This window comes from Collinsella intestinalis (assembly GCF_902364775.2).
Classification (GTDB): domain Bacteria; phylum Actinomycetota; class Coriobacteriia; order Coriobacteriales; family Coriobacteriaceae; genus Collinsella.
In genome coordinates this window covers 1,061,687-1,074,302 of record NZ_CABJEU020000001.1, presented here as the reverse complement: position 1 = coordinate 1,074,302, position 12,616 = coordinate 1,061,687, and the positions used below count along the sequence as shown (strand labels likewise).

Here is a 12,616-nt window from a genome sequence, read left to right as displayed (position 1 = left end):
CGTCTACACCGGCTGCCAGATCAGCGCGCTCAAGTATTCCAAGCTCATCGACGGCAAGCCGGCGATCCTGCTCTCGTGTCCCACGGGGAGCGGCCGCGCGAACGGCAAGATATACGTCGGCCTTGTCGGGGAAGACGGCGGCATCGAGTGGAAATACAGCCATGAGGTGCCGGGCGCTCAGGGGCGGTTCGCCTACTCCTGTCTGACCGAGCGGACGGACGGTTCCGTCGACCTGCTCTGGGAAGGCGAGGGCGACGCCTCGATCTTCACGCACTTCGAGATGGCCCAAATCGCTCCGGGTGCGGAGGTCTCCAACAAACGCGCGGTCTCAGTCCCGCTGTACGGGTCGGTCAAGATGAAGGTCGCCGCTTCGTTCTCCGGCTTTGGAGGCGTTGACGGTTCCATCGCCAAGATCAAGCTCGACAAAAACGATGACGGTACGGCGACGTTGACGATCGAAGGCCTCAAAGAGGGGGTAGTCGCCTTCACCGATGCGGCTTCGGGCACGAGTACGTGGTCACGGTCGCCCCCTCGGCGCTGGAGGAAGTGGAGGTCGAGCAGGGAGAGGAGGTGTTCATCCCTGTTTCCGCCGGTGCGATCGAGCGCAAGCCCGACGCCTCGGTGGCGCGAGTCGAGATGACGGAGGCTCCCTTTGTCGAGGTTTGGGGCGAGTCCGCGGCGGCTCTGGGCTCGGATCCCTCCTTTGCCGAGGGCGTGGCGCGCCTGAGCTCGGCGCTTTACACGTTCGAGAAGACGGATGATGCATGGGCCATCTCCGGGAAGACGGCTGCCGGTGAGCGGGTGTACCTGAACCTGTCCGGCGGCAAGATGCTGAGCCCCAACAAGGCTCAATCTCATCCCATCGAGCTCAAATCGAATGATGACGGTACGTTCAGGCTATACGACCGCGGTCAGCTCGACGACAAGGTGAGTGGAGCTCATCTGCATTTTTGGCGCGACGGAAAGGCGAAGTTCGACCGCTGCCGCAACTCCTGTGGTGCCGGTGATGCATTTGAGCTGTGGAAGCGCGCCTGGGAAGCGCGAGGTGCGTCCGAAATCCCCGGGTACGAGCGCGTCGCTTCCGCTTCGGAGCTTGAGGATGGAGGAAGCTATCTGATCGTCGCGAAGGTGGGGGACGCTCGCTACGTTTTGAATCCCGCGCGTGAGGGGGCGGGTGAGTACGCCCATGTTGCCAAAGTCGACCCCGAACGCGTCCAGTACCGCCTCAAGGTCACGGCCGTGGGTCCCGGAACGACGGATGTCCTGGTGGGCGGTACTGTCCATCGCATCACGGTCCCCGGTGACCCTACCCCCGAATTCCCTGAGGGCCCGGGCCAGGGAAATGAGCAGGGTAATGGGCAATTGGGTCCGCAGGACCAGGAGCAGGGCTCCGGCCAGGGTCAGGTTGGCGGTCAGGGTCAGGGCCAAGGGCAGGGTTCCGGCCAGGGTCATGATGGCGGGCAGCCTGGAGGGTCCCACAGCGCCTCCGCAAAGCCCGGCTCCGGGCTTCCCCAGACGGGCGACCCCGCGGTTATGGCCGCCGGCGTGTCCACCCTTGGCGCGCTGATATGGGGCGCCGGCATGTGGCCGGCGCCCTTTTGCGCATATTGCGGCCTATCAGTCTTCCAAGCTGGTGGGCCGGGTTCGACAACGGTGCCATTTGATGGAAAAGGGCCCGGCACCACAACGGTGCCGGGCCCATAACGTTTCCTGGAGCGGGCGACGGGAGTCGAACCCGCCTCATCAGCTTGGAAGAGTAGAGACATTAAGTCGCAGCTCGTCTACCAGCGATTATATAGACGCGCTACCTTGGATTATGAAGACACTTGCGCCTGAAATACAGTCGTTGTACTATCCAGCCAAGGTAATTTTTCCCATCAGTTTCCCATTGATATTTCCCATCTACCTTGGTCCTTGCGATTCTCAACACCGTTACCAAGCTCTCAGGGGTTGCTCCATTTCGTCCTATCACGTCTTCTTTCTTTGTTTTCCAGTTGGCGGTACGACGTCTGCTATTCCTAAATCTTTCCCAAACTCTTTTCCCAAATGTTTCCCATCAAATTGGAACTACTAGAGAAAGGCTGAGACATGCAGGGCGATAAGTACTCAACGTTCTCTTTGGAGCAGTACGAGACGGCTACCAAAGCGGGCGCTGTCTCCTACAAGTGGCGGGCCGTTTTCCCATATAAGGAAAACGGCAAGTGGCGCAAGAAGAGTGTCACGCTCAAGACCGTGGGGCGTGACAAGGGGCGTTCGAAGCAGATTGCCAAGGCTGTAGAGGCGGAGGCCGAAGAGATACGCCAGAGGCTCAACGTTGAGGCGCTTGAAACTCTCCAGATCCATGAGACCGTGGCCGAGTACTTCGAGAAGTACGTGGAGGGCCGCGCCCTCAGCATCGAGCGTTCATCGGCCAACGAGCTTCGCCGCATCCTCAAGACCCATATAGTGCCGACCATCGGCAAGATTGAGCTTGATAAGCTCACGCCCGACGATGTGCAAACGTGGGTTACGGAACTCTCCAAGGATTACGCGCCCTCAACCGTCAAGAAGTGCCTTACCAACCTGCGCTCGGCTATGCGCGAGGCGGTGGACCGCGACCGCCTCGTGAAGGACCCCACCCGAGGCGTTAGAAACCCGAAGCTGCCAACCCCCAAGCCAAACGCGCTGGACGAGCGTGGCAGGGCGAAGGCTGCTCGATTCATCGCGCTGGACGCATCCAAGCCCCTCAATATCGGCTTTGCGCTCGCTCTGTACATGGGATTGAGGGAAAGCGAGATATGCGGCCTTAAATGGCGCTACGTTGACTTGGACGCGCAAACGCTTGAGGTGCGCGAGACCTTGGGGCGCGATGGCTCCAAGTGGTACGTCAAGGAACCCAAGACGGGCGGCAGCATCCGCTCTCTGTATATCCCCGACGTGGTAGCGGACGCGCTTAGGGCGCGTCTCGCCGAGGTCAACGAAGAGCGTATGCAAAGCGGTATGCCGCTCAATGATCTGTTCGTTGTTGGTGGCCCTGATGGCTCGTACATGCAGCCTCACTACCTTTCGACCCGTTGGCGTATTGCGGCTGACGCGCTTGAGCTAATCGGCACGGAGGGCAACCGCCCGACATTCCACGACCTGCGCCATACGTTCGCCACCGCCGCCATTCGGCATGGCGTGGACGTCAAGACCGTTGCAAGCATGATGGGCCACGCCAATGCGGCAATGACCATGAACACATATGCGAGCGCAGACCCAGACGCCAAGAAGCGAGGCGCTGAGACCGTGGCAAAGGCAATGAGCTACGAGGCTGCAAAGCACGCGAACGACGGGCAGGTATTGGAGCTGGGAAAGACCGGCACCGAGGAATAGGAGGCAAACATGCTGAACATCACCGTTGACTATGACGAGACCGCAGAAAAAATGAAAAACGCGAGGGCGATAGCGCAGCTAATCTCGCTATCTGACATTAACGGAATGTCGGGCGAAACCCTTTGGCGCTCTGCCTACATGGTCGAAAAGCTGATTGACGAGGCGGTATCTTCCTTCGAGTCCGCGTGCTTGGAGCCTCCGACACACGAAGCGGCGAAAGTGGCCTAGGAGGAAACCATGGAAGACGAATTCGACTACGACCTCGTTAACGATAAGCTGAACGCCGCAAGGTCAATCGCCATAGTGCTTGCGGATGCCGAGGACAGTTCCCACGGCGGTCTGCCCGGGGGCGTGGCAAGCAACACGCTGGACGTTATAGCGAGCTTGATAGAAGACGCCCAGAGGGCCATTGATGAGGCTTGCAGGACTTCGCCGAAGCCCGCCAAGGTATCCTAGACGCAAGAAAGGGCCGCGCTTTTGGGCGCGGCCCCATTCATCCAAGGAGGGGAATGTGGACGCGAGGCAGGAGAAAGAAGCACTTGAGAAGGCTGAAAGGCTGAACGCAGCCTATAAGACGCTGCTAAAGGCCGCTGGGATTGATACGGCGAGGAAGCTTGCGGATGTGCTAGGGCTTTCAAGGACGAACAATGACGCGTCAACGTTCCTGAACAACCCTGTAAAGATGAAGAACAAGCATCTTCTTGCCCTGTTTGAGTACGTGGTGAAGTTGAACCCGCAAGGAGAGCAAGCCGAGGATATTGAAGCCGCTTTTGAGGCAATTGACATCGTGGAGGAAGGCAAGGACTCCGAGCAGGTTCTTACCGAGACGAAGCGGGCGCTTGATCGCGCCAACAATAGAAAAAGAGTGTTGCGTGCTGTCGCGTCACTGGATGAAGGCGGGCTTGACACCCTATGCAAGGTTGCAATGGCCTTGCTTGCGGAGAGGGGCAACCCAAATCCAGATGCGCAAGAGGCGCAAAGAGTGGCGCGCGAGGCTCAATTCATAGCCGAAATGGCTAAAAGCAAATAATCTGAGGTATTTTTTCTGAATTGAGGCACGTCTGCCTTCTCTCGATTCAGAGCTGGAGAGCGCTGTTCTGCAAGTATGCCCAATCGTTTCTGAATTACAGGGCTCTTCGCTTAAAAAAATCAGAAAATACCAGGTAGACGGTATCGTAGACACTCAAGACACCGCCATATATCTTGATGGTCGTAACGTTACAAGCTAGTTACCTGGCAAGCGCTTGCCGCCCGATTCCCGCAAGGGAAGGAAGGCGGTGCAACATGACCGCGAACACCAATGCAAACTCTCTCCCCGTCCTCGTGAGGCCGAAGGTTGCCGCCCAAATCCTCGATTGCCATGAGCGCACCGTCACCCGCATGTGCGAGGCGGGCAAGCTCAAGGCTTGCCGCGCTGGTAACAGCTGGCGTGTCAACCGCGACTCCCTCCTTGAGTACGCGGGCCTGTCCACTCAGGCCGCTGGGGAGGTGGAGTAGATGGCTCGAAAGCTCTACATGCCGCCGTTCGAGGTGGGTGCAATCCCCGACGTTTGCAACGTTTCGCTTATCGACGCCATGAGCAGGCTACTCGATATGAGGGCGCGTCTCAACGAGATCGACGCCACCAAGCGCCCGCGCGCCATGGAGACGATTGAGGGCTACATGGAACCCATCAACGCCGAACTGCGCAAACGCGAGGTCAGGGGTGGTATCCGTGGCTAACCTCTACGAGCACAATTGGCGCGACCCCGAGGAAACCGCCGTGTATCTTCCTGGTATCGACGCCGAGGACCTGCCGCACATCCCGCGCGGCGAGCTTGAGCACACGTTGGCGATGCTCAAGGTCCAGCGGGACAGCCTGCCGTTGGCCTTCATGCCCGAGGGCGTGGCCTGCGACTACCGCCACGCCTGCTCAATCATCGGGGCTATGGAGCATGAGCTTAACGCCCGCTCAGAGGCGGTGTAGCGTGGCACGAGAGGGCGGGGCCTACCGCCCCGCCTCCCTCTCGGGCACCTATTCGAGAGTGCCGCACGAAGTGATCGCGGAGGCCCACAGGCTGGGGATGCCGAACGTCTGGGCCGTCCTGCTGATGCTCCTATCCTACACGGGCGAGGACTCGGGCGGGGTCTGGGCGAGTTGCCCGCGCTCCACGGTGTGCGACGTTCTGGGGCTGACCCAGAATCAAGTCCACGATGCGGTAAAGGCGCTCCGTCGCAAGGGCCTGATAGAAACGCTCAGGCGCGGCGGCAATGGCCGCGCATCGGTCTACCGTCTCGGAGTTGGTGGGGGTCCAGAACCCACCCCAACTGACACCGCGTTCGAAACCTCGGGAGTTGGTGGGGGTCTAGAAGCCACCCCAACTAGCCCGCACGTTGCCGCTGAAAGTTGGTGGGGGTCCAGAACCCACCCCAAAAACGGAGTTGGTGGGGGTCCAGAACACACCCCTCAAAGAACTTCTAAAGAAGTTCTTATAGAGACTTCTTCTGATGGTCCCCGTACGCGCGGCTCTGAGGGCCGCGCTCCCGTGGACTACCCGCCGCTGCCCGTCGTGCTACCGAGCGAGGCGGCGATGGAGGCTGTTAGGAGCGGCGTATGGTAGACAAGGTTTGGAACGGGTACCGAGACTCGTTCGGCGGACTCGGGGACTACTTCAGATCCCACTACCTCACAGTCGTCCCGCCGATGCCGTCCAATATCGCCCCGCTCGATGCCCTGCTGTGCGGAGGTTTCCGCCCGGGTCTCCACGTGGTGGGCGGCGAGCCTGCGGCGGGCAAGTCCGCCTTCGGGCTGTTCCTGTCGATGATGGCGGCGCTCTCTGGCGGGCGGGTGCTTTACGTCTCGCTTGAGATGAGCAGGGGCCAGTGCATCGAGAGGTGCGCGTCGTTCGCCTCGCTCTCCACGGGTCAGCCGTTCAGGTGGGGAGACGTCTGGCGTCTGGCGCTCGGTGCGCGGGAGCGGGCCGAGGCTGGCGAGCGCATCGAGCAGTGCGTCAGCCATGACCCCGTGGCGCTTGCCCTCAAGGCCCTCGAAGAACGGTTCTCGGGCCTTGCCATAGCGGACGGCTCAACCATCGCGGACATGTCCGACATAGAGCGCATAGCCGAGGATGGCAGGAAGTCGGGCCTCGGTCTGCTGGTGGTCGATTACCTCCAATACGTGAGCGTGGACGGCATAGCGGACGAGTACACGCGGGTTTCGGAGGCCTCGAAGCGCCTCAACATGCTCGGGGTTCGCCTGGGCCTCTCAGTGATCGCCCTTGCGAGTTGCAGCAGGGCGGGCAACGCCAAGGGAAAGCCTCCAGACATGCATTCGTTCAAGGGGTCGGGAGACATCGAGTACCACGCGCTGAGCGCTTCGGTTATCGAGCGGTCTGTCGATGATCCAGACGCAAGGCGGCTGCACGTGGTCAAGAACCGATTCGGAGGGGTCACGGACCCAGACTCTCCGATACGGCTCCTTTTCGACGGCGCTCACAACTCATTCTCTCTAGAGCAGTAGGGCGGGGCTTTAAGGCCCCGCCCCTCCTTTGCCGCCGTGGGGCGCTGTAATCGTTTCTGCGGCCCTTTGGGCGACCGTCCGCTATCGGTACTGGGCGAGCTTCTTAGCGGCTTCGTAATCGGCTTTCGCCCTCTGTTCCGCCGCCCTCTCGCGCATGGCGTCGGCTTTGCGTCTCTCCCAGCATACCTGGCACATGCCCTGTTTCGCCGCTGCCGTGCCCTCCCTGACGATGTGCTCCCCGCACATGGGGCACGTCTCACCGTGCCTGATTCTCAGAGAGACTCCCAGCCTGTGGGCCTGCTGCTGGACGGCTCCCGTTGTGCGGCCAAGCACGTGGGCTATGAGGTCGGACCCGTCCGCGCGGTGGCGCTGGAGGTACCGCACCTCGTCGCTGGTCCAGCTGCACCCGCTCTTACCTGCTGCTGTAAAATCCTGCTTACGCCGTTTTTCAACTGCCACGCAACCCCCATCACGCTTAACTCCCTATCTATATGGTAGGTATTAGCGGAGGTGTGCAGGTCGTGAAACTGAATCCGCGCGGGCGCACCGTAACGGGTTCCGTAACGCTCGGCCCGATAATTTCGTGCGCGTAAATAAAACAGGGTGGGCCGCTGGGTACGGGTGGCGCGGTTTCGTGATTTCACCCCCTATGGGGTATCGCTCGGCTTTCTATCGTCCTCGCTTCGCCTTTTAAACGTTTGTTTACGGAGCGGCCAAACTCCGCTGCGGCGGAGGTCGTCCGCCTTCGATGGTGGCACAGAACACTTGCGATAGATCGGGATTGCCCTTACCGCGTCAGTATCGCTGGGACTTTTTCCCATAGATTTCCCATCAGCATTTCCCATCAGGTGGAAAAATAAAAGCAGGTCAGAGTTTTAACCACTCTGACCTGCGTCTTTTTCCTGGAGCGGGCGACGGGAGTCGAACCCGCCTCATCAGCTTGGAAGGCTGAGGTTCTACCGATGAACTACGCCCGCATGTATGGTCGGGACGACAGGATTTGAACCTGCGACATCCTGCTCCCAAAGCAGGCGCGCTACCAAACTGCGCCACGTCCCGAAGGTGCTGAGCAGCTGGGGTACCAAGACCCTGCTTATCCCAAGGCGTTAGCGATTATAGAGTACCCGCGCGACTTCGGCAACGGTTGCCGACAATTGCGCACATGACGCTTCGAAACCACTACGAAACCTAGAGCCCTTCTCCATAATCGCTTTATTCCACCGTAGTACCATATGCAGCGCAAGAGAATTCCCACTTCTGAGGAGCACTATCATGACCTATACCGATAGGGTCATCGCCGAGCTGCACGAGCGCTACGCCGATCAGCCCGAGTTCATCCAGGCCGCCGACGAGGTCCTGACCTCGATCGCCCCGGCTGTCAATGACAATCCCGCCTATGAGGCGGCCGGTCTGCTCGAGCGTCTCGTGGAGCCCGAGCGCGTGATCATGTTCCGCGTCCCCTGGATCGACGACGAGGGCAAGTGCCAGGTCAACCGCGGTTTCCGCGTGGAGTATAACTCCGCCATCGGCCCGTACAAGGGCGGTCTGCGCTTCAACCCCACTGTCACCCTCGGCATGCTCAAATTCCTCGGTTTCGAGCAGATCTTCAAGAACGCACTCACCACGCTGCCTATGGGCGGCGGCAAGGGCGGCTCGGACTTCGATCCCAAGGGTAAGTCCAACAACGAGATCATGCGCTTCTGCCAGTCCTTCATGACCGAGCTCTACCGCCACATCGGTCCCAACACAGATGTCCCGGCAGGCGACCTGGGCGTGGGCGGCCGTGAGGTCGCGTACATGTTCGGTCAGTACAAGCGCCTCAAGAACGAGTGGACCGGCGTGCTCACCGGCAAGGGCCTCTCCTTTGGCGGTTCGCTCGCCCGCACCGAGGCGACCGGCTACGGCCTCGTCTATTTCGTGGATGAGTATCTCAAGTGCCACAACGACTCCTTCGAGGGCAAGACCGTCGTGGTGCACGGCTCCGGTAACGTGGCGATCTATGCCGTCCAGAAGGCGACCCAGCTCGGCGGCAAGGTCATCGCCGCTTCCGACACCAAGGGCTGGATTGAGGACCCCGAGGGCATCGATTACAAGGTCCTTGAGGACATCTACAACAAGAAGCGCTCCGGCAACGACCGCGGCGTGAGCCTCGCCCTGTATGTCGACGCCCGTCCCAATGCCGTGTGGCATGCCGGGGACGGCCGCGGTGTCTGGCAGCTTCCCTGCGATATCGCACTGCCCTGCGCGCGTGAGAACACCCTTCTGCTCGAGGACGCCCAGGCGCTCGTGGCGAACGGCTGCAAGGTGGTGGGAGAGGGCGCCAACATGCCCACGACCACCGAAGCCACCAACTACCTCATCGAGAACGGCGTCGCGTTCATGCCCGGTAAGGCGGCCAACGCCGGCGGCGTGGCGACCTCCGGACTGGAGATGAGCCAGAACGCCGAACACCTGTCTTGGAGCTTCGAAGAGGTCGACGCCAAGCTCGAGGGCATCATGCGCGGCATCTATCATGCCTGCGACGATGCGGCCACCGAGTACGGCTATGAGGGCAACTACATGGTCGGCGCCAACATCGCCGGCTTTAAAAAGGTCGCCGACGCCATGATGGCCCAGGGCATCGTGTAACCTTTTTTAGTTGATTTGACCTTTTGGTTCTCCCGCCGATGGAGCGTTTGTCTCATCGGCGGGAGTTTGCGTGAAATGTCGGTTTCTGTGGGTGGCCGGGGCTCGCACGCCTTTGCCCCCTTGGTCGCTTGAATGCGCGCCCGCGGACCTGGTTCGTACTGTCAAATTCGACAGATGTGTGACCGATGCCCGGCGAAGGGCGCTGCTTGCCATCTTCTTGCCGCCAATTTAGAAGATATTCTGGGTATTGGTGCGCCAAAGTTGGACGTCAGGGCTTCGAACGTTCAAATTATCGACTTGGCGGCTCTAAACTCAACATCCGATGGTTACACTTTGGTCGAATTTGGCAATCGGGGCCTCTAACCGCGGTCTTTTTGGCGCAGATTTAATTCAGGCCAAAGGCTTTTCTAAGCCCGTTGAGTAATTGCAGGTGTTTTTGTTGATAGCACTTTGCCCTAGGCCTGAAAAATCTTCCCGACCTTCGGTAGATCATACGCGCAATAGCCTCGAGCGCGTTCGGGTCTCTCAGCTGGTCGCTGTTGAGCCGGTAGACGTCGATGCCCATCGACATAAGTCCGAGTGTCCGGGCTTCGTCACGGCGCCTGATCGTTGCGTCGTCGTGGTATGAGCCGTTGTATTCTAAGATCGTATTGAACCGGGGCAGATACGCATCCGCGATAACGTAGGGCAGGCCCGAGAGCGCGTGCGCCGTTTCGTCCATTGCGATCTTTCGATTGGTTTCGACGGGCCTGCAGTTGAGTCCGCCGTATTCATGTGGGAGCGCGAAGACGCAGTTCATAATTGCTTCCATTGGCGAGCGGCTTCCCCCGACCGCGTATTTCACTGCCGTTTCTGCCGCCTTTCGGCCGCGCATACGCGTGGCTGCTGCATGAAAAGACCGGAGCTCTTCGAGATTGAGGACGGGAGCGCTCTCGTAGTAGCCGCACGGCTTATCAATGAAATCAAGACTGTCTTCTAGCTCGTTGGTTCCGAGGGGCCGTTCAGGTAACGACCAATTGCCGGAGAGCTCTTCCATCAGGGCGAGAAGTCCTTCGAACGATGAGTCGCGGGCGAGGTCGAGCGTAAGTGCGGCAGGAGATAACGCATACAGCTCTTTGGCTATGCGCATCAACCCGCCCTCTCCAAGGTTTCCGATGCAATGGGCAATTACGGGAGGGGCTGCCGTGCGCTTTGCGATGCGTCCGACGGCAAGGTCGATCTGCTCGTTTTCAACAAGGATGCCGAGGCGCTCAAGATCTTCGAGATCGATGAGGCTGGACAGGCATGTTGCGCGCCTCATGGCATCGATTTGCTCGTTCGGCTCGACCGGGCCCCACGTGATCTCACTTGAAATACGCCTTTCGTGCCTCAGGGCGCGCAGGGCTGTAGCCCCCGACAACACGACGGTGTGCTTCGTTTGCTCCATAACAATCTCTCCCCGCGCGACGGGCCTTCCGAGTGCCTTGCGACGGAGGGCAGAAGGAGCAAGGCGACAACAAGTTTGTTGATTTCATACTGTACCCATGCGGGAGCCGTTGCATGCGATGGATGTGCAGGGTCGGTGCGGCAATGTGTCCACTTTTATGCTCACGTACACGAAAACGGCCTTTTTGCTATTATGTTCGCCTGTGTGACCATCTGCGGGCGTGGCGGAATTGGTAGACGCGCTGGATTTAGGTTCCAGTGGGCTTTCCCGTGAAGGTTCGAGTCCTTTCGCCCGCACCAGTCGCGCGCACACAAGGTATCAAGGGATCGGCACCCAAATCCTTGCCGAGTGTATTAGAGGAGGAACGTTGAACATCACTTCTGACGTGAAGGACGCCAAGCTCACCGCTACGGTCACCATCCCGGCCGCCGACGTCGACGCCATCATCAAGAAGGCCTACAAGGCTGCCGCCAAGCAGTACCGCTTCCCCGGCTTCCGCGCCGGCAAGGCCCCCCGTCCCGTGATCGACTCCGCCCTGGGCAAGGACGCCGTGCTCGCGCAGGCCACCAACGAGCTGATCGGCTCCAACGAGGGCAACGTCCTCAACGAGCTCGACATCGTCCCCGTCAAGGAGGGCGATTACCAGGAGATCGACCTGTGCGCCGATGGCACCGACTACACCTACACCGTCGAGTTCACCCTGCGTCCGTCCGCTGAGCTCTCCTCCTACGACGCCGTCGAGATCGAGATGCCCCCCGCGGAGGTCACCGAGGCCGAGATCGACCAGCAGGTCGACATGCTCATGGGTTACCACGCCACCTTCGAGGACGTCGAGCGCGCCGTCGAGGGTTCCGACTACGTGACCGTCGACATCAAGAACGTCGCGAACGCCGAGGCGCTCGCCGGCGAGGGCCGCGTCATCGCCATGGGCGCCGGTCACCTGCCCAAGGAGTTCGACGAGGGCCTGCTGGGCATGAACGTCGACGAGACCAAGACCATCTCCTGGACCCCCGAGGTCGAGGGCGCCGAGGAGGCTTCCGTCGAGGTCACCGTCAAGGGCGTCAAGGAGCGCAAGCTCCCCGAGCTCAACGACGAGTTCGCAAAGACCAACTTCGGCTTCGACGGTGTGGACGCCATGCGCGACGCCGTGAAGCTCGAGATCGAGTCCGACAAGTCCTCCCAGCTTCCCCAGCTCAAGGAGAACCGCTGCGTCGCCAAGCTCGCCGAGCGTCTCCAGCTCGACGAGATGGACGAGGATTACGAGCAGTCCGTCTTCCAGGAGCTCGGCCAGAACTTCCTGCAGAGCCTTTCCGCCCGCGGCATGAGCCTCGACGGCTGGCTGCAGGCCAACCGCATCAGCTCCGAGGACTTCATCGCCGACCTGCATCGTCAGGCCAACGACGTCGCCCGTGAGTCCCTCGCGCTGGACGCCCTCGCCCGTGAGCTCAAGGTCGAGGTCTCCGCTGAGGACGTCGACGGCGAGTTCGAGCGCGCCGGCATCGAGGACGTCGAGGCCTCCAAGGCCCAGTTCGTCGCCGATGGCCGCATGCCCGCCGTCCGCGACTCCATCCGTCGCTCCAAGGCCGTCGACTGGCTGGTCGAGAACGCGAAGGTGACCGAGGTCGACGAGGCCGCCCGCGCCGCCGAGGCCAAGGCCGAGTAGCCCTTAGGTCTCTCCGTCACGTGATGCGGCGCATGCAAGTTTGTGT

14 protein-coding genes and 3 tRNA genes are annotated in these 12,616 nt (G+C 60.5%); 13 read left to right on the top strand and 4 right to left on the bottom strand.

Going from position 1 to position 12,616, the window contains the following annotated elements; translation table 11 throughout:
- The first annotated feature begins 166 nt into the window (after positions 1 to 166).
- From FY258_RS04715 to FY258_RS04670, 10 genes are all read left to right on the top strand, one after another.
- The gene (locus tag FY258_RS04715; protein WP_182279423.1) at positions 167 to 640 is read left to right on the top strand and encodes a hypothetical protein; all 474 of its coding nucleotides are present in this window, start codon (positions 167 to 169) and stop codon (positions 638 to 640) included.
- Entirely contained in the window at positions 571 to 1,704 is a 1,134-nt protein-coding gene (locus FY258_RS04710) for a hypothetical protein (protein WP_182279422.1), read from the top strand. The genes FY258_RS04715 and FY258_RS04710 overlap by 70 nt, the downstream gene beginning before the upstream one ends.
- Before the next feature lie 384 nt (positions 1,705 to 2,088).
- Complete coding sequence (locus FY258_RS04705) at positions 2,089 to 3,354, top strand: tyrosine-type recombinase/integrase (RefSeq protein WP_118103553.1); 1,266 nt, start codon at positions 2,089 to 2,091, stop codon at positions 3,352 to 3,354.
- A 9-nt stretch (positions 3,355 to 3,363) separates the two neighbouring features.
- Positions 3,364 to 3,582 (top strand): hypothetical protein, encoded by a 219-nt coding sequence (locus FY258_RS04700; protein WP_118103551.1) that lies wholly within the window; start codon positions 3,364 to 3,366, stop codon positions 3,580 to 3,582.
- A 9-nt stretch (positions 3,583 to 3,591) separates the two neighbouring features.
- Entirely contained in the window at positions 3,592 to 3,810 is a 219-nt protein-coding gene (locus FY258_RS04695; RefSeq protein ID WP_118103549.1) for a hypothetical protein, read from the top strand.
- A 55-nt stretch (positions 3,811 to 3,865) separates the two neighbouring features.
- Positions 3,866 to 4,384, top strand: coding sequence for a hypothetical protein (locus tag FY258_RS04690; RefSeq protein ID WP_118103547.1), 519 nt, complete (start codon positions 3,866 to 3,868; stop codon positions 4,382 to 4,384).
- Between the two features lie 254 nt (positions 4,385 to 4,638).
- Positions 4,639 to 4,851: a helix-turn-helix domain-containing protein gene (locus FY258_RS04685; protein WP_182279421.1), complete on the top strand. Its 213-nt coding sequence runs from the start codon at positions 4,639 to 4,641 to the stop codon at positions 4,849 to 4,851.
- Positions 4,852 to 5,076 carry a hypothetical protein gene (locus FY258_RS04680; protein ID WP_118103543.1) on the top strand — a complete coding sequence of 75 codons (225 nt, stop codon included), beginning with the start codon at positions 4,852 to 4,854 and terminating at the stop codon, positions 5,074 to 5,076.
- Positions 5,069 to 5,320 carry a hypothetical protein gene (locus FY258_RS04675; protein WP_118103541.1) on the top strand — a complete coding sequence of 84 codons (252 nt, stop codon included), beginning with the start codon at positions 5,069 to 5,071 and terminating at the stop codon, positions 5,318 to 5,320. Before FY258_RS04680 ends, FY258_RS04675 begins: the two co-directional genes overlap by 8 nt.
- Before the next feature lie 627 nt (positions 5,321 to 5,947).
- A complete protein-coding gene (locus FY258_RS04670; RefSeq protein ID WP_118103537.1) occupies positions 5,948 to 6,853 on the top strand; it encodes a DnaB-like helicase C-terminal domain-containing protein in 906 nt (301 codons plus the stop codon).
- Positions 6,854 to 6,934: 81 nt separating this feature from the next.
- On the opposite strand, the gene FY258_RS04665 is transcribed toward FY258_RS04670, so the two are convergent.
- The 3 genes from FY258_RS04665 to FY258_RS04655 all read right to left on the bottom strand — a co-directional run bounded on the left by FY258_RS04665 (position 6,935) and on the right by FY258_RS04655 (position 7,912).
- Positions 6,935 to 7,312, bottom strand: a complete 378-nt coding sequence (locus FY258_RS04665; RefSeq protein ID WP_118103535.1) for a hypothetical protein — start codon at positions 7,310 to 7,312, stop codon at positions 6,935 to 6,937.
- A 444-nt stretch (positions 7,313 to 7,756) separates the two neighbouring features.
- Positions 7,757 to 7,830 (bottom strand) — tRNA-Gly (locus tag FY258_RS04660).
- 5 nt (positions 7,831 to 7,835) lie between these two features.
- Positions 7,836 to 7,912, bottom strand: a tRNA-Pro gene (locus tag FY258_RS04655).
- 213 nt (positions 7,913 to 8,125) lie between these two features.
- Here FY258_RS04655 and gdhA point away from each other — a divergent pair.
- On the top strand, positions 8,126 to 9,481 hold the full coding sequence (gene gdhA / locus FY258_RS04650; protein ID WP_118103533.1) for an NADP-specific glutamate dehydrogenase: 1,356 nt from the start codon (positions 8,126 to 8,128) through the stop codon (positions 9,479 to 9,481).
- Positions 9,482 to 9,866: 385 nt separating this feature from the next.
- Here gdhA and FY258_RS04645 read toward each other — a convergent pair whose 3' ends face one another.
- The gene (locus tag FY258_RS04645; protein WP_118103531.1) at positions 9,867 to 10,907 is read right to left on the bottom strand and encodes a putative endonuclease domain-containing protein; all 1,041 of its coding nucleotides are present in this window, start codon (positions 10,905 to 10,907) and stop codon (positions 9,867 to 9,869) included.
- A 214-nt stretch (positions 10,908 to 11,121) separates the two neighbouring features.
- Between FY258_RS04645 and FY258_RS04640 the strand changes: the two genes are divergently transcribed.
- A tRNA-Leu gene (locus tag FY258_RS04640) sits at positions 11,122 to 11,206 on the top strand.
- A 68-nt stretch (positions 11,207 to 11,274) separates the two neighbouring features.
- A complete protein-coding gene (gene tig / locus FY258_RS04635; RefSeq protein ID WP_118103529.1) occupies positions 11,275 to 12,570 on the top strand; it encodes a trigger factor in 1,296 nt (431 codons plus the stop codon).
- Positions 12,571 to 12,616: the final 46 nt, after the last annotated feature.

Excerpts from the sequence above, each read along its gene's own strand:
- FY258_RS04705 (WP_118103553.1), top strand. The coding sequence starts at position 2,089 with ATGCAGGGCGATAAGTACTCAACGTTCTCTTTGGAGCAGTACGAGACG.
- FY258_RS04700 (WP_118103551.1), top strand. The coding sequence starts at position 3,364 with ATGCTGAACATCACCGTTGACTATGACGAGACCGCAGAAAAAATGAAA.
- FY258_RS04695 (WP_118103549.1), top strand. The coding sequence starts at position 3,592 with ATGGAAGACGAATTCGACTACGACCTCGTTAACGATAAGCTGAACGCC.
- FY258_RS04685 (WP_182279421.1), top strand. The coding sequence starts at position 4,639 with ATGACCGCGAACACCAATGCAAACTCTCTCCCCGTCCTCGTGAGGCCG.
- FY258_RS04680 (WP_118103543.1), top strand. The coding sequence starts at position 4,852 with ATGGCTCGAAAGCTCTACATGCCGCCGTTCGAGGTGGGTGCAATCCCC.
- FY258_RS04670 (WP_118103537.1), top strand. The coding sequence starts at position 5,948 with ATGGTAGACAAGGTTTGGAACGGGTACCGAGACTCGTTCGGCGGACTC.
- gdhA (WP_118103533.1), top strand. The coding sequence starts at position 8,126 with ATGACCTATACCGATAGGGTCATCGCCGAGCTGCACGAGCGCTACGCC.
- FY258_RS04645 (WP_118103531.1), bottom strand. The coding sequence starts at position 10,907 with ATGGAGCAAACGAAGCACACCGTCGTGTTGTCGGGGGCTACAGCCCTG.